The sequence below is a fragment of the Streptococcus sp. HMSC072C09 genome, assembly GCF_001813105.1.
Lineage (GTDB): Bacteria > Bacillota > Bacilli > Lactobacillales > Streptococcaceae > Streptococcus.
In genome coordinates this window covers 87,501-113,689 of sequence record NZ_KV811503.1, presented here as the reverse complement: position 1 = coordinate 113,689, position 26,189 = coordinate 87,501, and the positions used below count along the sequence as shown (strand labels likewise).

The window sequence follows — 26,189 nt, the reverse complement described above, 5'->3', positions numbered from 1 at the left end:
AGGATAGTTTTTTAGGGTTTTAAGAACTTTTTAAGAAAAAGTGGTATACTGTTTCTAAAAAATTGAAGGAATCCCTTATGAAAAAGACTGCTATTTTTGAAGATGTCGTCTATGACCCATGATTCATCAAGGCAATGTAAAATAGAATAGGATTTCAACCAGAAAACTGATTAAAGAAAAATGCTTTCGTTAAACGGCTTGATGATCTGAAATGATAACGTTTTCTACCACATTCTCACTATGTTTAAGATTGCTTACTTGGTATAAAAAATGGTAAAATAGTGAATAACAATCAAAATGAAGAGTGAAACTTATGAAACATAAAACACTTTATAAATTTATCGGGCAGACGGTCTTGTATTTCGCCATTTTCCTAGCCCTACTTTATTTCTTTAGTTACCTTGGTCAAGGTCAGGGTGGCTTTATCTACAACGAATTTTAGAAAAGGAGACTCCTAGCCGTGTCAAACCAACCAATTACTGATATGATCGAGACAATTGAACGTTATGCGCAACTACAACCAGACTATCCGGTTTACAATGTCCTTGGTGAGGAGCATACCTATGGCCAATTGAAGGCTGATTCAGATAGCTTGGCTGCCCACATCGACCAAATGGGACTTCCTGAAAAGTCACCTGTAGTGGTCTTTGGTGGTCAAGAATATGAAATGTTAGCAACCTTTGTGGCCTTGACAAAATCTGGCCATGCCTATATCCCAATTGATAGCCACTCTGCCTTGGAGCGCGTGTCTGCCATTGTTGAAGTAGCAGAGCCAAGCTTGATTATTGCCATCAATGAATTTCCATTGGAAAACCCAGCTGCTCCAATCATGTCCTTGGAGAAAGTGCGTGAAGCTTATGCGGCTCAGCATGCCTATGACTTGAAACATCCGGTCAAAGGGGATGATAACTACTACATCATCTTTACCTCAGGGACAACTGGGAAACCAAAAGGGGTGCAAATTTCGCACGATAACTTGCTCAGCTTTACCAACTGGATGATTACGGACAAGGAATTTGCAACGCCAGAGCGTCCGCAAATGTTGGCGCAACCGCCCTATTCCTTTGACTTGTCTGTCATGTACTGGGCACCGACCTTGGCTCTTGGAGGAACCCTTTTTGCTCTTCCATCAGCCATTACTCAAGACTTCAAACAACTCTTCGCGACCATCTTTTCCCTTCCGATTGCGATCTGGACTTCAACACCATCTTTCGCAGATATGGCCATGTTGTCTGAAGATTTCAATGCTGAAAAGATGCCAGGCATTACCCATTTCTACTTTGATGGGGAAGAGTTAACGGTTAAAACCGCTCAAAAATTGCGCGAGCGTTTCCCAAATGCGCGTATCATCAATGCTTACGGGCCAACAGAAGCAACTGTAGCTCTTTCGGCTGTAGCCGTAACAGATGAGATGTTAGCGACTTTGAAACGTCTACCAATTGGTTATACCAAAGAAGATTCTCCAACCTTCATTATTGATGAGGCAGGAAACAAATTGCCAAATGGTGAGCAAGGGGAGATCATCGTATCTGGCCCAGCCGTTTCAAAAGGTTATATGAATAATCCAGAGAAAACAGCAGAAGCCTTCTTCGAATTTGAAGGTCTTCCAGCCTACCATACGGGAGATGTCGGAACCATGACGGATGAAGGCCTTCTTCTCTATGGTGGTCGGATGGACTTCCAAATCAAGTTTAACGGTTATCGTATCGAGCTAGAGGATGTCTCTCAAAACTTGAATAAATCGAAGTATATTGACTCAGCAGTCGCAGTACCGCGTTATAATAAAGATCACAAGGTCCAAAATCTCTTGGCCTATGTCATCTTAAAAGAGGGCGTCAAAGAACAATTTGAGCGCGAAATTGATATCACGAAAGCCATTAAGGAAGATTTAGAAAACATCATGATGTCTTATATGATGCCTTCAAAATTCCTCTATCGTGACAGCCTGCCATTAACACCAAACGGGAAAATCGACATCAAAGGGTTGATTAGCGAGGTTAACAACCGATGATCGAGTTTTTGAAACAGCTCCCTCATTTAGAACACTATGGAACACCGATCTATTTTATCTACCTCATTCTAGCTTTTTTGCCGATCTTTGTGGGTCTCTTTTTCAAAAAGCGGTTTCCGGTATATGAAGGACTTGTGAGTCTGATCTTTATCATTTTGATGCTGACAGGTTCGAATCTCAAGCAAATTTATGCCTTACTCTTTTACGTAGTCTGGCAAATCTTGATTGTGTATTCCTACAAATTTTATCGTCAGAAAGCGGACAATAAGTGGATTTTCTATCTTCATTCCTTCTTGTCTGTCTTGCCCTTGATCTTTGTTAAGGTAGAGCCAGCGATCAAGAATGGACACCAATCCTTGTTTGGATTTTTAGGGATTTCTTATTTGACCTTCCGAGCTGTCGGAATGATCATCGAAATGCGAGATGGTGTCTTGAAAGAATTCACGCTCTGGGAATTCTTACGTTTTATGCTCTTTATGCCGACCTTCTCAAGTGGGCCGATTGATCGTTTCAAGCGTTTTAATGAGGATTATAAAGCCATTCCTGAGCGCGAAGAATTATTGGATATGTTGGAGCAAGCTGTTAAGTACATTATGTATGGCTTCCTTTATAAATTTATCCTAGCTCATATTTTTGGCCACTTATTGTTAGGTCATGTGCAGACCTATGCCTTGTCTCAAGGTGGATTCTTCAACATCGGAACACTGGGAGTCATGTATGTTTATGGCTTTGACCTCTTCTTTGACTTCGCAGGGTATTCGATGTTTGCTTTAGCGGCCTCCAATTTGATGGGGATTAAAAGTCCCATCAACTTTGACCGTCCTTTTAAATCACGTGATTTAAAGGAATTCTGGAACCGCTGGCATATGAGTTTATCTTTCTGGTTCCGTGATTTTGTCTTTATGCGTCTCGTAATGGTTCTGATGCGCAATAAAGTGTTCAAGAGCCGGATCACGACCTCAAATGTTGCCTACATTATTAATATGTTGGTCATGGGATTCTGGCACGGGGTGACCTGGTACTATATCGCTTATGGGCTCTTCCATGGGCTTGGAATGGTTATCAATGATGCTTGGATTCGTAAGAAAAAGACCATCAATAAAGAAAGAAAAGCAAAAGGATTGGATCCGATACCGGACAATCGTTGGACCAAGGCTTTGGGGATCTTTATCACCTTTAATACAGTGATGTTGTCCTTCCTGATCTTCTCAGGATTCTTGGATCAGCAATGGTTCCCAAAATTGAAATAAAAGGAGAATAGAAAAATGGATGTAAAATCACAAGTAATTGAAATTATTGACGAATTGTTTATGGAAGATGTCTCAGACATGATGGATGAGGATCTCTTTGATGCGGGTGTCCTTGATAGTATGGGAACAGTCGAATTGATTGTAGAACTGGAAAATCGCTTTGGCATCCGTGTTCCTGTATCTGAATTTGGACGCGATGATTGGAATACTGCTAACAAGATCGTAGAAGGTGTAACGGAGCTTCAGAATGCTTAAGCGTTTGTGGCTGATTTTAGGGCCCGTATTTTGCGCGCTCCTCATGGTAACAGCTTTATTATTCTTTTATCCAATCAATCATAAGCACAACTATACCGAAGAGAAAAAAGCTGCGGTAAGTCTGAATGCAGAAGGATTCAAGAGTCGTACAAAGAAACAAGAAGCACTCTCTGATCCACAGCATCGCTTTGTCCCTTATTTCGGCTCCAGTGAGTGGTTGCGCTTTGATGTGGTGCATCCAGCGGTTTTGGCTGAAAAATATGACCGCAATTACAGACCCTACTTTTTAGGAGAACGTGGTGCGGCTTCTTTGAACCAGTATTTTGGAATGCAACAGATTTTGCCAGAACTCAAGGACAATACAGCTGTTTATGTAGTTTCTCCGCAATGGTTCACTAAGAAGGGATACGATTCCTCTGCTTTTCAACAATTCTTTAATAGCGATCAGTTGAATAGCTTTATTGCCAATCACCAACAGGATGCTGCATCCCAGTATGCTGCAAAGCGTTTGTTACAACAGTATCCAAATGTCGCCTTTCAAAGTGTTGTAACGAACATTTCTCAAGGAAAGAAAATTTCCAGATTTGATCAGTCTTTGAACCAGTTTGTTTCCCACCTTGTCCAACGCGAAGATGCTTTGTTTAGTAATCTTGCAACGCGTACAAACGGGAATTACGATAAGAAGGTCAAAAAACGTCTACAAGATTTACCAGATCAATTCTCATATGAGAAATTGGAAGAAATTGCAACGGCTGAAGCAAAAGTCAAAACCAATAACAACGACCTTGGAATCAGCAATCATTTTTACAATACTCGTTTAAAAATGAAGTTGAAGAAACTAAAAGGTTTCCAAAAAAACGAATCCTATGTTCAATCTCCTGAGTACAATGACTTGCAATTGGTTCTAGACCAGTTTGCTAAATCTCGGACCAATGTCATCTTTGTCATTCCTCCAGTTAATGCCAAATGGATGAAATACACAGGCTTGAGCCAAGAAAAATATGAACAGGCTGTTCAAAAGATTCGTTACCAATTGGAAAGTCAAGGATTCACCAATATTGCAGACTTTTCTAAAGATGGTGATCAGCCCTACTTTATGGAAGATACGATTCATATGGGATGGAATGGTTGGCTAGCCTTTGATAAAGCGGTCAATCCCTTTGTCACAAAGGCTGAAAAAGCACCAACTTACCATCTAAATGATCGCTTCTTCAGTAAAGACTGGGCTCAATATAAAGGGACACCAGACGAATTTAAATAATGCTTGATCAAAGGGGGCAGGATCAAATCCTGGCTCCTTGATTTGTGAGGAAAGTGACGAGAAAGTCACAAACGAGCAAGAGAGTTATCCACAGGTTGTGGGAAACTTCCTTGTAAATGGATGAAAACAAGTCCTGGTGCTGATGACACTTCCTCTTTTGAGGGAGCAAAAGGTGAAAGTTATCCACATTTTTGTGGATAAGTGATAAAAAACAGTGGATAAGTCAGCTGGTTTGTGAAAAGGAGAATAGTGTGAAAAAAATTTGGTTTTACGCAATCGTTCAGGGAATTGTCATCTTTTTTATTGTGGGTGGCATGACCTATGTACTTAGGGGAGATTTCTTTTTCCGCTACCTATCCCCTATTTTTGGACTAGCAGCAGCTGTCTTGCGATTTGGGACGGCGACTTTAATGAAGGTGCTAGCACCCACTCTCTACGATGATCCCAAAAAGAAAGAAGAGAGCCACGATAATTAAAGAAGTTGGTGACTGAAAAAGTTGAGCTAAAGGCCACTTTCTGCGGGTCTTTATGGTAAAATAGAAGGAAGAATATTAGTTTGGAGATTAATTAGAAATGAAACGTTCAATGTATGCTGGACGTGTTCGTGAAGAACACATTGGAACTCGTATTACCTTGAAAGGATGGGTTAGCCGTCGTCGTGACTTGGGTGGTTTGATCTTTATCGATCTACGCGACCGCGAAGGGATCATGCAATTGGTGATCAATCCAGAAACAGTTAGTGCAGAAGTGATGGCTACAGCTGAAAGCATCCGTAGTGAATATGTTGTAGAAGTGACAGGTCTTGTAGAAGCTCGTGAACAAGCTAATCCAAACTTGCCTACAGGAGCAGTAGAACTCAAGGTAGAAGCTATTACGGTTCTCAATACTGCCAAAACTACACCGTTTGAAATCAAGGACGGAATTGAAGCCAATGATGATACCCGTCTTCGTTACCGCTACTTAGACCTTCGTCGTCCTGAGATGTTGGAAAACCTCAAACTCCGTGCAAAAGTAACCCATTCAATCCGCAATTACTTGGATGAATTAGAATTTATTGATGTGGAAACACCGTTTCTTTCTAAGTCAACTCCGGAAGGAGCACGTGACTACTTGGTTCCTTCCCGTGTCAATAAGGGTCATTTCTATGCCCTTCCACAAAGTCCTCAGATTACAAAACAATTGTTGATGAATGCCGGTTTTGATCGCTATTATCAAATCGTGAAGTGTTTCCGTGATGAGGATTTACGGGGAGACCGTCAACCTGAGTTTACACAGGTCGACTTGGAAACTTCTTTCTTGAGTGATCAAGAAATCCAAGATATCACAGAAGGCTTGATTGCACGTGTCATGAAAGAAACCAAGGGAATTGAAGTAACACTCCCATTCCCACGGATGAATTATGATGACGCTATGGCCTTGTATGGTTCAGATAAACCAGATACACGTTTTGAAATGTTGCTCCAAGACTTGACAGAGCTTGTCAAGGGTGTAGACTTCAAAGTTTTCTCAGAAGCTCCAGCAGTTAAGGCGATTGTTGTCAAAGGTGCAGCGGATCATTACTCTCGTAAAGATATCGATAAATTGACAGAAGTTGCGAAGCAATACGGTGCAAAAGGTCTTGCTTGGGTGAAATATGCTGAGGGTGCTTTGAATGGTCCTGTTGCGAAGTTCTTGACAGACTTGACAAGTGACTTGACAGCTGCTTTACAGTTAGAAGACAAGGATCTAGTTCTCTTTGTAGCAGATACTCTTGAAGTAGCCAATGCAACGCTTGGTGCTTTGCGTGTTCGTCTTGCGAAAGAGCTTGACTTGATTGACAACAATCAATACAACTTCCTTTGGGTAGTGGATTGGCCAATGTTTGAATGGTCTGAAGAAGAAGGCCGTTATATGTCTGCTCACCATCCATTTACACTCCCACAAGCTGAAACAGAGCATGAATTGGAAGGAGATCTTTCAAAAGTTCGAGCAATTGCCTATGATATCGTCTTAAATGGCTATGAATTAGGTGGAGGAAGCCTACGGATTAATCATAAAGATTTACAAGAACGGATGTTTAAGGCACTTGGATTTACAAAAGAAGCTGCCAATGAACAATTTGGTTTCTTGTTGGAAGCAATGGATTATGGTTTCCCACCACATGGAGGATTGGCGATTGGTTTGGACCGCTTCGTGATGCTTCTTGCAGGTGAAGATAATATTCGGGAAGTCATTGCCTTTCCTAAGAATAACAAGGCGACAGATCCAATGACACAAGCTCCTTCTGTCGTTTCTGAAAAGCAATTGGATGAGTTAAATCTTCAAGTAGAAGTAGCAGAGCAAGAATAGGACAAGAGAGAAAAGGGAGAGTCTAGGAATCAGTTGCTCTAAGATTTTCCTTTTCTTCTAATCGATGGATTGAAAATGAAAAAAATTCGCTTTCATAAGCTATTTCGCTATCATGTGCGGCGACTAGCTTATAACATTAAATTATTGCGCGTGCTGAAGAGCATCTCCCGTGAGAAATACGATGAAAAAGTGTCAGCTTCCTTGCTGTATGGTTTTCTATCAGCGATTGCCGTCAACTTCTTCTTTCAACCAGGACATGTATACTCCAGCGGTGCAACAGGGCTAGCTCAGATTTTATCTGTTCTGAGCCAACGCTTTATTGGCTTTACGATTCCCGTTTCCTTGACCTTTTATGCCATCAATATCCCTTTGATGATTGTGGCTTGGTATCAAATTGGCCATAAATTTACCATCTTTACCTTTATTACGGTTTCGATGAGTTCCCTCTTTATTCAGTTCGTGCCAGTGATTACGTTGACCAACGATCCGATCATGAATGCCCTATTTGGTGGGGTTGTCATGGGAACAGGGATTGGTTTTGCTCTTCGGAACAACATTTCCAGTGGGGGAACCGATATTGTCAGTTTGACGATTCGAAAACGGACAGGAAAGAATGTCGGCAGTATCTCCTTTTTGGTCAATGGGACCATTATGTTGATCGCTGGTCTGACCTTTGGTTGGAAGTATGCTCTTTACTCTATGATTACCATCTTCGTATCGAGTCGAGTAACGGATGCTGTCTTTACCAAGCAAAAACGGATGCAGGCAATGATCGTAACGAGCCAGCCGGATGCCATTATTGAAAAGATTCATAAAAAATTGCATCGTGGAGCAACCATTATCCACAATGCAGAAGGAACCTATAACCATCAGGAAAAAGCGGTTCTGCTGACAGTTATTACGCGTGCAGAGTTTAATGAATTCAAATATATTATGAAAAAAGCTGATCCTCAGGCTTTTATCACCATTTCAGAAAACGTTCATATCATTGGACGCTTTGTGGAAACAGAAGAATAAAAATAAAGGTCACCACATTGTGGTGACCTTTATTTTGTTGATTCAGTTTCGTGGAGAAGGAGCCAACTATGGGCAGGAATAGAAAGTTCCTTTCCTTTAGGAATAGGCGCTTGGAGGTTGGCATGAGGATAGGCAAATAACAGCTGGCTATCGCTCGGATGTTGATAGGTCTTTTCTTGATCACCGATATTGACGAGAATCGTTATTTTTTCACGATCTTTCTCAATCGTGTAGATCAAATGATGATCAGACAACCATTTGACATCACAGTAGTCGCGAATCTCTTGCCCTTTTTTCAAACGAAGGAGTGGCTGTGATTTCCGATAAGCAATCAATTCTTCAAGAAAAGCAATTTCTTCTTGGCATTTTGAAAGGGATGTCCAGTCCAATTGGTTGAGACTATCTGGCAAGTTATAGGTGTTGTCTTCGAGCCCTTTTGTGCGGTAAAATTCTTGACCAGCATGGATAAAAGGTACACCTTGGGATAATAATACCAAATGAAGAGCGAGGCGTGAGAGAGCTTTTCGCTCCTCTAGACGAATCTCTTCTTTTTCAAGTTGGAAATAATCAAAAACAGTTGCATTGTCATGGCATTCGACGTACTGAATGGCTTGTTGAGGTTGGATGAAATGAGCAGGTCCTACTTTCCCGACATTTGCTGTTAGGATATTAGAAAAATCATTGGCTGGATGTTGACTATCACGACGGTGATCGGCTAAGAGTGTTCTCTTGACCGTATCCCGGAAATTATCACTGAAAAAGCCAAAATCTGGTAATCGTTTTGAGTTGTACTGGTGAGCGAGCTGGTCTTCAGAGAGGCCTGTATCCATCTTCCACCCTTCCCCATAGAGATAGATGTTAGGATAGATTTCACGGAGCTCCTCTGCAATCTCTGTCATGGTTTGAATGTCTAAGATTCCCATCAAGTCAAAGCGAAAACCATCAAAGCCGTAGAGGGAAACCCATTGCTTGAGGGATTGCTTGATATAGTGTCTTACCATGGAACGTTCACTTGCGACATCATTCCCACAGAAGGTTCCATTGGTCCGCTCTCCTTCTGCATTATAGCGGTAGAAATAACCGGGTACGATTTGTTCAAATGCATACTCATCGGCCTGGTAGACGTGATTGTAGACCACATCCATGATAACACTAAGATTAGATTGGTGATAGGTTGCAATAGCATCTTGGAGTTCCCAAATCCGTGCATAAGGATCGTTGGGGTCACTGGCATAACTACCTTCTGGAACATTGTATTGGACAGGATCATAACCCCAGTTGTAGGCTTTCCATTGATTCTCTTCATCAACACTACCGAAATCATAGACAGGAAGTAACTGTACATGGGTAATGCCAAGTTTTTGAAGGTAATCAAATCCAAGGATCTGACCATTGAGTTGAGGCGATTCTGTCAACCCTTTAAACTTACCAGGGTGTTTAAAGCCGGCCTCTTTTTGGACAGAGAAGTCCCGAACGCTCATCTCGTAGATGATTGCTTCTGTCGGGTCTAATTGACGAGCAGCACGTGTGATAGGACGTGTAATCTTCTTCCGGTCGATGACCAAGCTGTCTCCAGAGTTGGCCAAAGAGGATAGAGCATAGGGATCGTGAATCCGACGTTCTAGGCCATTGACACGAAATTCATAGTGGTAGGCAGCTCCTTCCCAATCCCCTTTGAGCAAGAGTTTCCAGACACCGTTTTCTGTACGTGTCATCGGATAGATCTGATCTTCGATATGGAGACTCACATCTTGCGAAATCGGTGCCCAGAATTTAAATTGCGTCTGATTTGGTGTGTAAAAACTTCCTAAATCTTCTCCACTATAGGTGAAGGTTTGATCGAAAATGGGTTTGCGAACGATGTTTCGATAGTGGAGTATAGAAGAATTTCCAGTAGCATCGTAGATGGTGTACTCTTCTCCGAGTTCAAGTGGAATAGGGCTTAAGAAATAGTCTCCTGTGTCAGTCGCTGCACTTGACGTTTTGACAGGGATTAAGGCAAGATGACCTTGGTTCGTTTTCAAATAAAAAGGAAGGATATGCTCCTCTCCCTTTTGGATACGAATGAGGTCTTGGTCATCTAAATAAGCAGTAAATGTAGACATAAAGACTCCTAGAGTTTCGTAATGGTATGGTCAATCAATTGACGGTAGCAAACGGTTTTTCCTTCTTTGTGATCCTTGATAATTTGTAGAATTGTCCGAACAGACTCACGTCCGAGTTCCACTGCATTGATGTCAATATAGGCTTCAATATCGAGTCGTGGCTTAATCGAATCAAAGGAAATAATCGGGATTGTCAGCTGGTGTTCTAATAGGTATTGGCGCACCCCTTCAGCAACGAGAATATCGGTTGTCATGATGGCATCTAACTCTGCTAGGGGAAGGCTCTCCATCATTTGATAAGAATTGTCTTCCAACATAAAACCAAATGAGAAATGAACCAGTTTTTCATCGAGAGGAATCCCTGCTTTTTGGAGGGCTTCTTTATAACCTTCGTAGCGGTCTTGAGATACGAACAGTTCTTTGTTTCCCCCGATAAAAGCAATTTTTCGGTAGTTTTGTTGAATGAAATAATCCGTCGCATCAAATGCAGCCTTGATATTATCATTATCCACTAGCGATACAAAAGGTGAAGCTGCCTTTCCGAGAATGAGGAAGGGGAACTTGTCTTTGATCGCAAATTCAACGAGGGGATCATTCGGGTTGGAATAAAGGAAAATCAAACCATCTACACGATTTCCGTAGATGAGTTGTTTGAGGTTGTCGAGCCGCCGTTCTTCATTTTGCCCCGTACAGATTTGGATGGCATAATCATTGTCTGACGCGATCTGGGTAATCCCTCTTAAAACAGTTGGGAAGAAAGGATTCTGGTAGAAGACGTCACTGTCGATTGGTAGGACCAAAGCAATGACTTGACTAGATTGGCTGACAAGGCTGCGAGCATTAAGATTGGGATGGTAGTCCAATTCGACCATGGCCTCACGGACACGTTTTTTTGTTTCATCACTAATCGTGGATTTGTTTTGGATGACGCGCGTGACAGTTGAAGGCGCGACGCCAGCGAGTTTCGCCACATCTTTGATGGTAACACGCATGAGAAAACCTCCTAGCGGTGATAGTCTGGATCACGGAAGTGGGTCTTATAAAATACCATAGCAAGATAGAGTACAAATAAGACATTTTGGATCATGATCGTCGTAGTAAATACTTGATGGAATAGTAAACTGATGAAGACACTCAGTAAAATAGGGAGTCCCAAGCAATTCAGAATACAATTGAAACATTCCTTGAAAGTTTGTAGTGAAAAGAGTCGAGATTTTCGTGTCAAGTAGAGGAAGAAAGATGCCCCTACGATGAGAATCAAATAATTGACTGTCGATAAGAAGCCAGAGAAAATCACGAGAAAGAGACTGACAGGGAGTCGATTGTCGCGAAACCAATCGCTAGAGATAGCTTGAGTGAAGCTTTTTTTATCCCGAAGGCTCTCTTGATTAATAGCCTGGTATGAGACTGTAGCGAGTTCTTTATTCTCTTTTGAGATAATCAATTGTTTGCGATCAAAATGGAGTGTTAACTCCTTGCCTTCACTAGCCTTTGCCTCTTGGCCTAAGATAACCTGTCCTTTTGAAGTCTTGTGTACAGGGTTAGTCCCTGTATAGGTGAGCTCTTGGTCTTTGATCACGACGTGTTCTTGGATATCTTTCATAACGTCTGTTGATAAAGGATCAAACACATCGCTGACAAAGGTTGTCAAAGGATAGGTTTTGAGTTGAGCATTTTGCAGAGCCACAGGTAATAGTGTGATAGAGATTAGAAAGAAAGAAGTAAAAATCATTTGGAACCAGCTCAGTTTTTTGCGGTTTGCAAAAGAAGAGCGGAAATTGAAGATACTTGCGAAATAATTAAAAGGATAGGGCATAATATGACCTTTCTAAATATAAGAGTATCAGAAATGCAAAGAGAAATCTCTTTGCATTGATTTTATTCTTAACGAAGGGTAGTAAAGCATCCACCATACTACCCTCAACTTAAAAATAAAATGTGCTTGAAATAAGATTCTATTTTATCCTTTATCTCCACCAGCTGTCAAGCCTGAAACAAAGTTCTTTTGTAGGAAGAAGAATAAGATACAGATTGGAACCGCGATCAAAATAGCACCGGCTGCAAAGAAGGCGATTTTTTGATTTTTTTGGTCACTGATAAAGGTTTGAAGACCAACGGCTACCGTATAGTTCACTTCGTCACGAAGCAAGAATTTAGACAAGATATAGTCTCCGAAAGGCCCCATGAAAGCCCAAAGTGCTTGAACGGCAATCATTGGACGAACAAGAGGAAGGACGATTTGCCAGAAGCGACGGAAGTGTCCAGCTCCATCCAATTTCGCAGATTCATCGAGGGAAATTGGAACAGTATCAAAGTATCCCTTCATCAACCAGGCATTCATTGGAATACCACCACCAACATAAAGGAAGATCAAGAACCAAGGTTGGTTCAAGGCATTCAGCATCAAAGCCATAACGAAGAAGGCTGTGAGGGCTGCCATGGTTGGGACCATTTGAATAATCAAGAAGAAGACCAAACTTTGTTTACGCGCCAAGAAATTGTAACGGCTGTATGCGTAACCTGCGAAGGTAACGATACTTGTTTGTACAATCATGGTGATAATGGCGATAACCAAGGTGTTCATATACCAAGTGCCATAATGGGTTTCAGAGAAAAGTTTTGAGAAGTTATCAAAACTAAGATTGCCACTAAAATCAAGTGTAAAGGCACTGACATTCCCTGATTTGAAGGCTGATAGAACCGTAATCAACAATGGATAAATGATAACGATTGAAAGAACCACCATGTACAGGTAAGTCAAGAAATGATTGAGGCGGCGTTTAAATTGAACTGAATTTTTCATTTTATACATCCTCCATATCAAATGCATGTAGTTTCTTGAAGGCAACCATAGAGATTGAGATCACAATCACAGAGATAATCAAGGTTACCGCTGCAGCCATTGAATATTGAGGAGAAGAATTGGTTGTCAACTTGTAGATCCATGAGATCAAGATATCTGTAGATCCGGCGTTTCCTCCGACAGAACCAGGTCCCCCATCGTTAAACAAGTAAATGATGGAGAAGTTATTAAAGTTGAAGGTATATTGACTGATCAAAGTTGGAGCTGCAACAGCCATAATCATTGGGAAAGTGATGCTGCGGAATTTTTGCCAACCGTTGGCACCATCAATATAAGCAGCTTCGTAAAGATCGTTTGGAATCGATTGAAGAATCCCTAAAGTCAAGACGTAGATGTAAGGGAAGCCGAGCCAACCTTGCATCATAATCAAAGCAATTTTTGTCCAGGTAGGATCTGTTTTCCAAGGAATCAAAACGCCATCTAAGAATGGGAAGATCTTCGCAAACAATGGGATAACTTGTGCATTGATAGCACCGACACTATCGTTAAACATATTTGAGAAAGTTAGGATAGTGATGAAGGCTGGAACAGCCCAAGGAAGCAAGAAGATAACCCCAAAGATTCGTTTTCCTTTTACGAATGGTTGGTTTGCAACAATAGCGGTCAAGATACCGAGTACGATTTGAAGAGTAGAAGCTGCGAGGGCCCAAATCAAGGTCCAGCCAAGAACCGATGTAAAGGCTGAGCGGAAGGTACTCAAGGTCCACATATTAGTGAAGTTTTGGAACCCGATCCAATCAAGCAAGGTTGTTGGAGCGGTATGTTTGAAGTCGTAGTTGGTAAAGGCGATCATCAAAGTTACTAAAACTGGGAAGATAATCGCAAATGTCATAGCAATGTATGAAGGAATAATCAATAAATATGGGAAGCCATTTTCATAGATGGCTTGAACCATTTCTTTCAAGGTTTTTGGAACGGCAATCCCGTTGTTGATGCGTTTAGCAACTGTTCCAGCATCCTTAATATTTAAGGCATAAAATAGGAAGTAAACAACAGTGATGATCAAGTGGAAGGCGCCACGAATCAAGATAAAGAGAGAATTATCTTGTCCACGGACGGTTCCAAGTGTAACCAATTTCGCTAATTCTCCAGCTCCAATTCCTAGGAAATAGGCGAGAAAGAGAATGGTTACGGCAAGAAAAATATAGCCTTTGGTTTTTTGTTTGTTATAAATTTGCCCAAGACCCGGGATCAAAGAGAGCCACATAGCCTTTTTAGGGTTTTGTTCTGTAGTCATTCAAATCTCCTTATAATGTCCTTGCTAGAGAGCAAGAAGACAAGTCAGACAGTAAGTTGTGCTTGAAAATTGAACATAAGAGGTTGGGACTTTGTCTCCAACCTCTTACTCACACCTAAAAACTGTCTTATTTGCTACCGAATTTTTGTTCGATGGTTTCTTTAATCAATTTCACTGCATCGTCAGCAGATGCTTTTGCAGATTTTTTACCACTTACAGCATCGAAAAGCATAGTAGCAGCTGGATCCCAAACAGCACTCATTTCTGAGATATTTGGCATTGGTTGAGCATTCTTGAATTGATCAACAACGGCAGTTGTCAATTCATCGTTTTTGCTAACCGCATATTTACGAGCTTCTGTGTTGGCAGGAACTTCATTGGTCTTGTCAAACAAAGCTTTTTGTTGGTCAGTACTTGTCAAGAAGTCAATGAATTTTTGAGCGCCATCAAGGTTTTTCGCACCTGCAGGGATAACCCAAGCTTTACCACCACCAAAGGCAGAGTATTGTTTTCCGTTTGGAAGAGTTGGAATCGTTGCGACACCGTAGTTTACTTTAGCTTCTTTCAATGAAGCAGCTTTCCAAGGACCATCGATGATAGCAGCTGTTTTACCTTCTTGGAATTGTGTTTGGATGAAGTTAGCAGCAGCTTTTGTATCTTGCAAACCTTTTGGCCATTTAGCATACCAAGTTTTTGCATATTCGATACCATCGATAGAACCTTGGTTGTTCAATCCAATATCTTTAGGATCTGTACCGTCTTTACCAAACACATAACCGCCGTTACCTGAAAGTAAACCGTAAGTGTAGTAGAAGTTTGTCCAGTCAGCTAAGAAGGCAGTTGTTTTACCAGGTTCGCTAGCGAAGTCGTACTTGCTATCTTTTGCAAGATTTTCAAGATCACCAAATGTTTTTGGAGCTTCGCTTACAAGATCTTTGTTATAGTAGAGAACCAATGTTTCGATGACAGCAGGTGCACCGTAAACTTTACCACCGTTTGTTACAAGAGCTTCAGTTGTTTTATCTGTATGGCTATCTTTGTTTAATGTCACTTCAGCCAATTGACCATCGCTACCAAGACCACCTACACGGTCGTATGGTGCCATCATAACGTCTGGAGCTTTTTTAGATTGGTTATCAAGAGAAAGGTTATCCAATCCACCAAGAGCATCACCAGTCTTGATGTTAATTTTTACGCCATTTTCTTTTTCAAAAGCTTTTGCAGCTTCTTCAACATAAGATTTGTAGCCTTTGTCTACATAGACGTTGATTTCTTTACTTGCCTCAGAAGAACCTGATGAGTTATTGCTACAAGCAGCAAGTAAGAAGCCGGCAAAACCAACTGTACCAAGTACAGCAGCACTACGTAAAATTGTACGTTTCATGATTTATTCCTCCTAAAGAATAAAAAAAGATAATAATTAGAAACCGTTTTAGACAAACGTTTTCCTAAAACGTCTTAAGTATATCACAAGGCGAAAACGTTTGCAAGTAGTTTTAAACAATTTTTTTAAAAATATTTTAATTCCGAACTTTCTTCTATAAAATGCATCAAATTTGTTGACATTAGCCAAAGGAAAGAATACACTAAGGGGGTGAGGACATTCTGAAAAAAGTTAAAAAAGTTTTTAAGAAATCCCTTGCAGAAAATAGGGAAAAAGTTTATAATAACATGGTACGCAAACGTTTTCGCAAAAATTGCGTAAACTGAGTTGCGCCTGTTCGATTTTTAACAAAGAGTAGAGCCGCTTGAGAGCTGGATACGACTCTGCAACGATACCCATACCGTGCACCGAATCGCAGGCTTCAAAGAAATAAAAAAAGGTGGTAACCCATGAAAAAACGTCAAAGTGGTGTTTTGATGCACATTTCTTCCCTTCCTGGACAATACGGGATCGGATCATTCGGTCAATCAGCATATGATTTTGTTGATTTCCTCGTTCGGACCAAGCAACGTTACTGGCAAATCTTGCCGCTTGGTACAACTAGTTATGGAGATTCTCCATACCAATCTTTCTCAGCTTTTGCTGGGAACACTCATTTTATTGATTTCGATCTTTTGATCGAGCAAGGTTTGTTGACAGAAGCAGACCTTAAAGGAGTGGACTTTGGTCAAAATCCTACTCAAGTGGATTATGCAAAGGTTTTCGAACAACGTCGTCCCTTGCTTGAAAAAGCAGTTGCCAATTTCTTAAAATCAGGTGATCAAAAAGAATTCCAAGAATTTTGTGAAGCCAATGCTTCTTGGTTGGAGCTCTTCGCAGAATACATGGCTATTAAAGAATACTTTGATTTGAAAGCTTGGACAGAGTGGCCAGATGCAGCTATTCGTGCGCGTGAGCCAAAAGCTTTGGCTAAATACCGTGAAGAATTGGCTGATAAATTGACTTACCATCGTGTAACTCAATTCTTCTTCTTCCAACAATGGTTGGCCTTGAAAGCTTATGCCAACGACCACCACATTGAAATTGTGGGAGATATGCCAATCTATGTAGCGGAAGATTCAAGCGACATGTGGGCTAATCCTCATCTCTTCAAAACAGATGAAAACGGGAAAGCGACTTGCATCGCAGGATGCCCGCCAGATGAGTTCTCAGCAACTGGTCAACTTTGGGGGAACCCAATCTATGACTGGGAAGCAATGGACAAAGATGGCTACCAATGGTGGATTGAACGCTTGCGTGAAAGCTTCAAGATCTATGACATCGTTCGGATCGACCACTTCCGTGGTTTCGAATCATACTGGGAAATCCCTGCTGGTTCTGAAACTGCAGCACCAGGTAAATGGGTCAAAGGTCCTGGCTACAAACTCTTTGCAGCCGTGAAGGAAGAGCTCGGTGATTTGAACATCATCGCTGAGGACCTTGGCTTCATGACAGACGGAGTCATCGAACTTCGTGAACGCACTGGCTTCCCAGGAATGAAGATTCTTCAATTCGCCTTCAATCCTGACGATGAAAGTATCGATAGCCCTCACTTGGCACCAAACAACTCTGTGATGTACACTGGAACACATGATAACAACACAGTTCTTGGATGGTACCGCAATGAAATCGACGATCCAACTCGTGAGTATCTTGCTCGTTATACCAACCGGAAAGAGTACGAATCTGTACCGCATGCTATGCTTCGCACCGTCTTTGCTTCCGTCAGCTTCATGGCGATTGCTACGATGCAAGACTTGCTTGAGTTAGATGGCTCAGCTCGGATGAACTTCCCATCTACTCTCGGTGGTAACTGGTCATGGCGAATGACAGCGGATCAATTGACTCCAGCTGTCGAGCAAGAATTGCTTGATTTCACTACGATCTATCGTCGTGAAAACAAAGACTTGAAAAAAGAAGTTACGAAAGCAGAAAAATAATCTTTCCCCCTATTAAAAAATTGTTGAAACAAAGGAGACTCCTAACATGGAATCATTACAAAAATATGTGATTGATCATCATCAAAAAACAATTGCTGAATGTTCAAATGAAGAATTGTACCTTGCTTTGCTTAATTACACCAAGCAAGCAAGTGCCCAAAAGAAATTAAATACTGGTAAGAAAAAAGTTTACTATATCTCAGCTGAGTTCTTGATCGGTAAACTCTTGTCTAATAACTTGATCAACTTGGGTCTTTACGACGATGTCAAAAAAGAATTGTCAGATGCTGGTAAAGACTTGATCGAAGTCGAAGAAGTGGAATTGGAACCATCACTTGGTAACGGTGGTTTGGGACGTTTGGCAGCCTGCTTTATCGACTCTATTTCAAGCCTTGGTTTGACAGGGGATGGGGTTGGTTTGAACTACCACTTTGGTTTGTTCCAACAAGTATTTAAAAACAACCAACAAGAAACGATTCCAAACGCATGGTTGACTGATCAAAGCTGGCTCGTTCGTTCAAGTCGTAGCTACAAAGTGCCATTTGCACACTTCACATTGACTTCTACCCTTTATGATATCGACGTACCTGGTTACAAGATCGATACCAAGAACCGTTTGCGTTTGTTCGACTTGGATTCAGTTGATTCATCTATTATTGAAGATGGTATTAACTTTGACAAGACAGATATCGCTCGCAACTTGACCCTCTTCTTGTACCCAGATGATAGTAACCGTCAAGGGGAATTGCTCCGTATCTTCCAACAATACTTCATGGTATCAAATGGTGCACAATTGATCATCGACGAAGCCATCGAAAAAGGAAGCAACTTGCATGACCTTGCTGACTATGCTGTTGTCCAAATCAACGATACTCACCCATCAATGGTCATCCCTGAATTGATCCGTCTTTTGACAGAACGTGGTATTGGAATGGATGAAGCCATCTCTATCGTTCGTAGCATGACAGCCTACACTAACCACACAATCCTTGCAGAAGCCCTTGAAAAATGGCCACTTGAATTCTTGCAAGAAGTGGTTCCTCACTTGGTTCCAATCATTGAAGAATTGGACCGCCGTGTTCGCGCTGAATACAAAGATCCAGCTGTTCAAATTATCGATGAAAACGATCGTGTACACATGGCACACATGGATATCCACTATGGATTTAGCGTAAACGGGGTAGCAGCACTTCACACAGAAATCTTGAAGAATTCTGAGTTGAAAGCCTTCTACGACATTTACCCTGAAAAATTCAACAACAAAACAAACGGTATCACATTCCGTCGTTGGCTCATGCATGCTAACCCAACCTTGTCACACTACTTGGATGATATCCTCGGACGTGACTGGCACCATGACGCATCTAAATTGGAAGACCTTCTTTCTTATGAAGATAAAGATGCAGTCAAAGCAAAATTGGAAAACATCAAGTCTCACAACAAACGCAAATTGGCTCGTTTCTTGAAAGACCATCAAGGTGTGGAAATCAATCCAAATTCTATCTTTGATACCCAAATCAAACGTCTTCACGAATACAAACGTCAACAAATGAACGCTTTGTATGTGATCCACAAATACTTGGACATCAAAGCTGGAAATATCCCTGCTCGTCCAATCACTGTTCTCTTTGGTGGTAAAGCAGCTCCTGCCTACACCATTGCACAAGATATCATCCACTTGATCCTATGCTTGTCTGAAGTGATTGCAAACGATCCAGCGGTAGCTCCACACTTGCAAGTTGTTATGGTAGAAAACTACAACGTAACTGCTGCAAGCTACTTGATCCCAGCTAGCGATATTTCTGAGCAAATCTCTCTTGCTTCGAAGGAAGCTTCAGGTACTGGTAACATGAAATTCATGTTGAATGGTGCATTGACACTTGGTACGATGGATGGAGCTAACGTGGAAATCGCTGAATTGGTTGGACGTGACAACATCTATATCTTCGGTGAAGATTCAGAAACGGTTATCGATCTTTACGCTAAATCAGCATACAAATCAGCAGACTTCTATGAACGTGAAGCCATCAAACCATTGGTAGACTTCATCGTCAGCGATGCCGTTCTTGCTGTTGGGGACAAAGAACGCTTGACTCGTCTTCACAATGAATTGATCAACAAAGACTGGTTCATGACTCTTCTTGACTTGGAAGACTACATTGTAACCAAAGAACGCATGTTGGCTGATTACGAAGACCGTGATGCATGGTTGGATCAAGTCATCGTTAACATTGCGAAAGCAGGATTCTTCTCATCTGACCGTACGATCGCTCAGTATAACGAAGACATCTGGCACTTAAACTAATGATTAGTTGTTAGACCAAGGTCCATAAGACCTTGGTCTTTTTCATTACTTCTTATTTTGGAAAAGAAATGGAGCTAGTTTAGGGGATGGACACTCTGCAAAAAGTGTTGTTTTTTTGAATTTTGCCACCCCTAAAGGGAAAAAATTACATAAATTTTTATTTCAGTCTTCAAATCTAATTTATTGGTATAAAAAAATACTTCCCTTTAAAAAGCCTTCCGGTGAAATTTATAAAAAGAGAAAGCGTCCTGAAAACCCTTGAAAATAAAGGTTTTTTCAAAGGCGTTTACATATATTTTCAACTAAAAGATGGGGAAGGCAAGGAAGGTTTGGGGATTCAAGTTGTTATATATTTAAAGTAAAATAAAAAATTAAATTAACAAATATGTAGAAATGGTTGATTGTGATACAATGGAGTTAACTGAAAGTAGCATATTTTTGCCTCTACAGTGAGATTTTTTTAAACAAAAAAGGAGAGTTTTGAAAATGAAAAGCTATCGTGAACATGTTTCGAAGCAGGAAAAATTTTCAATTCGTAAGTTATCAGTCGGTGTTGTTTCATTAGCCATCGCTGGATTGGCTACTGTTAATACCTACGGAGCAGAAGTGAAAGCGGATGAGGCAACAACGCCTGCAACTGAAGCAACCACTACAGAGACAACAACAAGTGATGTAGCTGTTGCAACAAGTTCTAAGTTGACATCTACAACTGTGACAGAAGGAAATAAAACAGTTACGACGACTTATGTAGAATCACCAGAACTTGAAAAAGCAAAAGCTGATGCAGCTACAGAAGGTGTGACCGTTACAGAAGAAGCTGAAAAAGTCCAACCATCTATCGCAGCAGCAGAAGCAGATAATAAAGCTCAAACAGCTGAAATCAACACAGTCGTTGAAAACTACAAAAAGGCCAAAGCTGAGTATGAAGCAAAATTAGCTGAACAAAAGCAAGTAGAAGCTGAAAATGCTAAAGCAAAGGCTGACTACGATCAAGCTAATACTGAATACCAGAATGATTTATTAGCATATCAGACTCAAAAAGCTGAATATGAAAAAGCGAAAGCTTCTTACGCAGAATCCCAAAAAGCATAAGAAGAAGCTTTAGCAGCATATAAAGCAGCTTCTACTTCAACTTCAAGTAAAGACTCTGATTCCTATAAACTAGTTAGGGAGCAATACGAAGCTGCAAAAGCAACTTATGAAACTAGTAAAGCTAAATATGAAACAGATGCAGCAAAATATGCTGATAATGAGTTGAGTTTTACCGATGCAACAGCATCGTACAATACTGCAAAAACTTCTTACGATGCCGCTCTTGCTCAGTATAATGTAGCTAAAGCTCAATATGATAAGGAATTAGAATCATACGAATCTAAAAAAGCAGAGTTTGAAAAAAATAAACTTGCTCAAGCAGCTGCTGAGAATAAATTCGATCAACAAACTAAAGAATATACTGCAGCTGAAAAACAATACCAACAAGATCTAGCAGCATATAATGAAGCTAAGACAGCATACGATACTGCTCTAGTGGCTTATAATGTTGCAACATCTACTGGTGGGACAGATTCGGCGGAATATGCTGCGCTGAAAGCTAAATATGAAGCAGAGAAATCAGCATATGAAACTGCAAAAGCAAAATATGATGTAGATGCTGAAAATTATAATGATAAGAAAACATCATATGAAACAGCCAAGGCTAGTTATGATTCAACTAAAACAGCATACGATGTAGCAAAATCAAGTTATGATGTTGCAAAAGCTCAGTATGATTCAGAAGTGGCAAAATATAACAAAGCTACTGAAGAATATAATAAGGCGGTATCAGATTATCAAAAAGCACAAGAACAATATGCAAAAGATAAATTAGAATATGATACGGCTGCAACTTCTTATGCTAAAGCTAAAACTGAATACGATACAGTAGTAAACAAATTTAACAAATTCGAAAAAGAAATTAAAGCAATCTACAAAAATGCAAAAGTTGATATTGTAGAAAGTAATACGATTGTAGAAGATGAAGAAAAAGAAGTAGAAAAAGACAAAGACGGAAAACCTACTAAGGAACTTACAAAAAAAGCAAAAGATTTAACAGCTGCAAAAAATTTATATAAAAATAATAAATCTCAGTATGAGGAAGATAAGAAAGCATTTGAGGAAGCAAAAGCTAAGTACGCTTCAAACGAAATTGAGTTTGTGGCTGTAAAAGCAGCTTATGATAAAGCAAAATCAAGTTATGATGCTGTGAATGAACAATATGCAAAACTTTATCAAGCGAAACTTGCAAGTATTGAAACCGCTTTGGCTCAATACAAAGATGCTAAAGAAGCGTATGAAAAATATATGAATGACAATGGTTTCCAAGATCTAAAAGATGTTGAAACTGTTCAAGATTTGACCTTCCAACGTGAAGGTGGTGCAACTCATACCATTGACGGCATCAGTACTTACCTCACTCGTGATGCTCAAGCTCGTTTGAATACAAGCAATGTGCATCAATATGATTCCAATAAATTGGAAGCTTCAGATATTGTAGCGACTAGTCCTTGGGCCAATAATAAAACTGAATACATTCAAGTGAAGGAAGGCGACAAATTTGTTGTAACCTATGACAATTTGAATCAGTCCAGCATGCGTGAAAATAAAAAGGATATGCATCCAATCAAGCGCGTAATTTACCGCTATGAGATTTTGAGCCTTCCATCAAATAATGGCAAAGGGATTGCAGCAGTCAGTGCAGACCCAACTGAAACCCTTACGGTTGGAGCTTCAACAGACCAAAACAAACCCGTTAAGGTTGCTGTCGACGTTGAATTCTATGATGGTAATGGTAATAAGTTTGATTTGACACAACACAATGCGATTGTAGCATTGAACTCCCTCAACCACTGGACAGGTGCTTCTTATGTAGATAGTGGAGATAAACCTCGTGCCCTTACAGTAGAAGCTAAAGATAAAAATGGGAATACCGTTCGTGGAACTTGGGATCCATATGCAGATGGTTCATCCATGAGCATTGAAAACAATGCGGTTGTTGTTAAAAATGGAACAGCTGATTTTGGAACAGCTGATGTCACTATCTCTGCTGAAAATCCGATCAAGATTGTGGCACAAAAAGCAACATGGAATGGTAGCGAATTCGCAGTTAGTGAAGAAACTGTGATTGATGCAACATCTGTCAATACTTCAGGTGGAGGAAATGGTCATTCTATTGGTACAGAAGAATTTACTTTTGAAGGTAAGGATGATGTTCTTGGTTCATACAAAGTAAATGCCACTACAGGTCAAATTACGTTCACACCTAAGAAGAAATTTGAAAATGTGAAGCACCAAGAGTCTGTAAATATTGAAAATAATAAATACATTCAAATTCCAAACTCAAGTATTTCTTATGACTCTGCTACTAAAGAGGTAACATCTGATAAAGATAACCAATATATTGAACATGGTGCCGTCTTTAATGGGGAATCTTCAGCGACTCTTCGTGGTTGGGATGATCCATCTTCTCCATACCTCTATTATGGTGGAGCAGGCTTGAAGATGTCTGATGGTCACTTAGTCTTTACGGCTAATGGAGCTAATGCTGCTGGACAACCTACTGTTTATTGGTTCGCAATCAACTCAAATGTTGGTCTTCCAAAAAATCCAGGTTCATTTGTCATTCCGCCAGCTCCAGTTTCTCCAGTTGCCCCAGTAGAGCCAAAATTTAATGAAGTAAAACCAACATTGCCTACTCCATTGAATCCGGTATCTCCAGTGGCGCCAGTTAAACCGGTGAAGGAGGAAATTGAAAAAATTAAAGAACCGACTCCACCAACACCAGTCGCACCGGTTTCTCCAGTTTCTCCAATTGAACCAAAAGCCCCTGAGCAACCAAAATACAAAACAATCCCTAAAACTGAGGAACCTCAATCAGCTGAAGTGAAATGGCATAAGAATAAAGTGGTAACGGAAACAGATATTCCAACCCCACCAACACCAGTTCCACCAACTCCACCAACTCCATACAATCCACCAACACCAATTGTTCCACCAACACCAATCGTTCCACCAACTCCAGAGGTGCCAACCGAACCAACTCCTGAAGTTCCGGAACAGCCTGTACAACCTGCGCAACCACAAACACCTGCGCTTCCAAATACAGGTACAGAAAGCTCAACTGCAGCTGTTCTTGCAGGTGCGATGGCTGGATTGCTTGGATTGGGTCTTGCACGCAAGAAAAAAGAAGATTAATTCTTGTTTCTTTCGTTCATTCATCTAAATAAAGAAAGTCAGAAGGCAAGTCCTTCTGGCTTTTTTGATGGAGTGATGACCAAATAGTTGAGAAATAGAACAGAATAGTTTTTGGATAAGGAGAGGAAATGGCTTTTATAGACCAAATCGTGTCGAAATGAAGCAGAATAGAAATGGATGACACAAGAAGAAGAGAATGAGGTATACTGGTGGTGTTCGAATGAAAGTTTATAGGACTCCGTTATATCTCTAATCATTCCAATGATACAGTTGCGATGGCTTTTCATCTTTTGCACACATTACTTTTCCAAATGAATTTCATTTGAACGTATCAGTGATCAGGCAAGTGCTTCCACGATTTTGAGGCGCTTGCCTTTCTATCTGTATCGCGATATAATAGGGTGTAAGAAATGAAAAGGAGTTTGTATGAAAAAGAAACCTATCTATCTTTACATCCTGTTATTTTTCTCTACGGTTGGAACCCTAACATCAGCTGTATCAACCTTTGGAGCTTCAAAGAGTTTTGAGTTGACAGATGATTTTGCGAAACAACTTGGTTTAACAACGGCTCAAGACAAGGCTGACTATGTGACATATTATGAGAAATCGGCCCAACTCAATCAGTCTCCATTAACCTTTTTATTTGTTTCCCTGATTCTGATTGCTTTGCTGGCAACTTTCTATTTCCTCTTTATGAAGCAGGATCTGTTAACAGCCCATTATACTTATATGGGGCAGATTTTGTTAAGTCAAGCCTTCTCTTGCTATAATTATTTTGCAGGGCGTCCACTATTAGCTAGTTTTTCAACCCCGTCCCTTCGCCAACGATATCTGGCATCTTCGTCCATTGCGTTGTTACTCTTGACTGCTTTATCTCTTCTCTTCCTTGGAATTGTTTTGTATAAAACCTTGCGTTTGAGAAAAGCTCAAGCTAGGGCATAATAGATAAGTTTGAATGGAGCTCTCTTAGAGGATAAGAGAGCTTCTTGATTGGAGAAAAAAGATGAAAGTATCCTTTGTTTATATTAGTCTGAGTGGAAATACAGAGAGTTTTGTCCGCCGTTTAAGTGACTATTTGCTGGAAGTCCATCCCGGACTTGAAATCGAGAAAGTTCATGTGAAAGACCTGGTCAAAGAGGGCCAGCCCTTCTTTGAAATGACCAATCCTTTTATCACTTTTTTGCCTACCTATTTGGAGGGTGGAAATGGTGTTGACAATGGCGATGTGGAAATTTTGACGACAGATGTCGCGGATTTTATTGCTTATGGAGACAATGCCAGCAAGTGCTTAGGAGTGGTTGGATCAGGCAATCGGAATTTTAACAATCAATATTGTTTAACCGCTAAGCAATACAGCCAACGCTTTGGTTTCCCTATGTTAGCCGATTTTGAAATGCGGGGGATGTTGGGAGATATTAAAAAAGTAGCCGCCATTGTAGAAGATTTGTATCATCTTTAAAATAAAGAGAGTGGGACAGAAATCGGTAATTCGTTAGAATTCGATTTCGTCGTCCCACCTCCGCACAGTTGAGTAGGGCTGTAAAAGCTGATGAAATCAGCGTAGTAGAGCCCACTCAACCACTGCGTCTTGCTCGACAATCCAAAAACTATTGAGAGGCTAGGACTTTTGTCCCAGCCTCTTATTTGTTGCGACTGAATAGAAGAGGAGTCACATTTTATATGACTCCTCTTCTATGGCTTATTTTAATTTTTCTGTGATTTCTTTAGCAAGTAGGAGTCCCAATCGATAGTCTTTGTTGATGGCATGGATGACATCGTTGATATTGTCGGTCTCTTGGATTTTTTCCTTGATGCTATCTTTGAAAGCTTGATCTTTCAAGAGTTGCTCTTGTAAGAGCCGTTGTAGTTTTTCTCTTTCGTACTTGTTGAATAAAAAGAGGACCACTAAACTGATGAGGATTAAGATGTAAACGGTTTGATTCATAGATTTCTCCTGTATATAA

At 40.6% G+C, this 26,189-nt stretch carries 21 protein-coding genes; 14 read left to right on the top strand and 7 right to left on the bottom strand.

The genetic code is table 11. The annotated features are described in order from the left end of the window. The first annotated feature begins 313 nt into the window (after positions 1-313). From HMPREF2893_RS09110 to HMPREF2893_RS09075, 8 genes are all read left to right on the top strand, one after another. A complete protein-coding gene (locus tag HMPREF2893_RS09110) occupies positions 314-442 on the top strand; it encodes a teichoic acid D-Ala incorporation-associated protein DltX (protein ID WP_003002102.1) in 129 nt (42 codons plus the stop codon). An 18-nt stretch (positions 443-460) separates the two neighbouring features. Further along, complete coding sequence (gene dltA / locus HMPREF2893_RS09105; RefSeq protein ID WP_049485998.1) at positions 461-2,011, top strand: D-alanine--poly(phosphoribitol) ligase subunit DltA; 1,551 nt, start codon at positions 461-463, stop codon at positions 2,009-2,011. Further along, entirely contained in the window at positions 2,008-3,261 is a 1,254-nt protein-coding gene (gene dltB / locus HMPREF2893_RS09100) for a D-alanyl-lipoteichoic acid biosynthesis protein DltB (protein ID WP_070675863.1), read from the top strand. The genes dltA and dltB overlap by 4 nt, the downstream gene beginning before the upstream one ends. 15 nt (positions 3,262-3,276) lie before the next feature. After that, a complete protein-coding gene (dltC, locus tag HMPREF2893_RS09095) occupies positions 3,277-3,516 on the top strand; it encodes a D-alanine--poly(phosphoribitol) ligase subunit DltC (RefSeq protein ID WP_003002265.1) in 240 nt (79 codons plus the stop codon). After that, complete coding sequence (gene dltD / locus HMPREF2893_RS09090) at positions 3,509-4,777, top strand: D-alanyl-lipoteichoic acid biosynthesis protein DltD (protein ID WP_070589849.1); 1,269 nt, start codon at positions 3,509-3,511, stop codon at positions 4,775-4,777. Before dltC ends, dltD begins: the two co-directional genes overlap by 8 nt. 251 nt (positions 4,778-5,028) lie before the next feature. Continuing rightward, positions 5,029-5,253: a hypothetical protein gene (locus HMPREF2893_RS09085; protein ID WP_021154124.1), complete on the top strand. Its 225-nt coding sequence runs from the start codon at positions 5,029-5,031 to the stop codon at positions 5,251-5,253. A gap of 97 nt (positions 5,254-5,350) precedes the next feature. After that, positions 5,351-7,105: an aspartate--tRNA ligase gene (aspS, locus tag HMPREF2893_RS09080; protein ID WP_049482684.1), complete on the top strand. Its 1,755-nt coding sequence runs from the start codon at positions 5,351-5,353 to the stop codon at positions 7,103-7,105. Positions 7,106-7,180: 75 nt separating this feature from the next. Further along, positions 7,181-8,122: a YitT family protein gene (locus HMPREF2893_RS09075; RefSeq protein ID WP_003009152.1), complete on the top strand. Its 942-nt coding sequence runs from the start codon at positions 7,181-7,183 to the stop codon at positions 8,120-8,122. Positions 8,123-8,151: 29 nt separating this feature from the next. Here the strand turns inward: HMPREF2893_RS09075 and pulA are convergent, their stop codons facing one another. From pulA to HMPREF2893_RS09045, 6 genes are all read right to left on the bottom strand, one after another. Then, positions 8,152-10,227, bottom strand: coding sequence for a type I pullulanase (pulA, locus tag HMPREF2893_RS09070; RefSeq protein WP_070675861.1), 2,076 nt, complete (start codon positions 10,225-10,227; stop codon positions 8,152-8,154). An 8-nt stretch (positions 10,228-10,235) separates the two neighbouring features. Then, positions 10,236-11,219, bottom strand: a complete 984-nt coding sequence (locus HMPREF2893_RS09065) for a LacI family DNA-binding transcriptional regulator (RefSeq protein ID WP_013904333.1) — start codon at positions 11,217-11,219, stop codon at positions 10,236-10,238. An 11-nt stretch (positions 11,220-11,230) separates the two neighbouring features. Continuing rightward, positions 11,231-12,043: a DUF1189 family protein gene (locus HMPREF2893_RS09060; RefSeq protein WP_021154118.1), complete on the bottom strand. Its 813-nt coding sequence runs from the start codon at positions 12,041-12,043 to the stop codon at positions 11,231-11,233. 144 nt (positions 12,044-12,187) lie between these two features. Then, positions 12,188-13,030: a sugar ABC transporter permease gene (locus HMPREF2893_RS09055; protein WP_021154117.1), complete on the bottom strand. Its 843-nt coding sequence runs from the start codon at positions 13,028-13,030 to the stop codon at positions 12,188-12,190. 1 nt (position 13,031) lies between these two features. Continuing rightward, positions 13,032-14,327 (bottom strand): sugar ABC transporter permease, encoded by a 1,296-nt coding sequence (locus HMPREF2893_RS09050; protein WP_023919930.1) that lies wholly within the window; start codon positions 14,325-14,327, stop codon positions 13,032-13,034. Between the two features lie 127 nt (positions 14,328-14,454). Next, a complete protein-coding gene (locus HMPREF2893_RS09045; RefSeq protein ID WP_023919928.1) occupies positions 14,455-15,711 on the bottom strand; it encodes an extracellular solute-binding protein in 1,257 nt (418 codons plus the stop codon). Between the two features lie 449 nt (positions 15,712-16,160). Between HMPREF2893_RS09045 and malQ the strand changes: the two genes are divergently transcribed. From malQ to nrdI, 6 genes are all read left to right on the top strand, one after another. Then, complete coding sequence (malQ, locus tag HMPREF2893_RS09040; protein WP_049522608.1) at positions 16,161-17,690, top strand: 4-alpha-glucanotransferase; 1,530 nt, start codon at positions 16,161-16,163, stop codon at positions 17,688-17,690. Between the two features lie 46 nt (positions 17,691-17,736). Then, positions 17,737-19,995 carry a glycogen/starch/alpha-glucan family phosphorylase gene (gene glgP, locus HMPREF2893_RS09035; RefSeq protein ID WP_070675859.1) on the top strand — a complete coding sequence of 753 codons (2,259 nt, stop codon included), beginning with the start codon at positions 17,737-17,739 and terminating at the stop codon, positions 19,993-19,995. A gap of 486 nt (positions 19,996-20,481) precedes the next feature. Next, positions 20,482-21,087, top strand: a complete 606-nt coding sequence (locus tag HMPREF2893_RS11235) for a YSIRK-type signal peptide-containing protein (RefSeq protein WP_070675857.1) — start codon at positions 20,482-20,484, stop codon at positions 21,085-21,087. A gap of 162 nt (positions 21,088-21,249) precedes the next feature. After that, a complete protein-coding gene (locus tag HMPREF2893_RS10705; protein WP_261674186.1) occupies positions 21,250-24,225 on the top strand; it encodes a GbpC/Spa domain-containing protein in 2,976 nt (991 codons plus the stop codon). 426 nt (positions 24,226-24,651) lie between these two features. Then, positions 24,652-25,167, top strand: a complete 516-nt coding sequence (locus tag HMPREF2893_RS09020) for an ABC transporter permease (RefSeq protein WP_003009132.1) — start codon at positions 24,652-24,654, stop codon at positions 25,165-25,167. Positions 25,168-25,228: 61 nt separating this feature from the next. Beyond that, positions 25,229-25,684, top strand: coding sequence for a class Ib ribonucleoside-diphosphate reductase assembly flavoprotein NrdI (gene nrdI, locus HMPREF2893_RS09015; RefSeq protein WP_070449535.1), 456 nt, complete (start codon positions 25,229-25,231; stop codon positions 25,682-25,684). A gap of 240 nt (positions 25,685-25,924) precedes the next feature. On the opposite strand, the gene HMPREF2893_RS09010 is transcribed toward nrdI, so the two are convergent. Then, entirely contained in the window at positions 25,925-26,170 is a 246-nt protein-coding gene (locus tag HMPREF2893_RS09010) for a hypothetical protein (protein WP_023919916.1), read from the bottom strand. Positions 26,171-26,189: the final 19 nt, after the last annotated feature.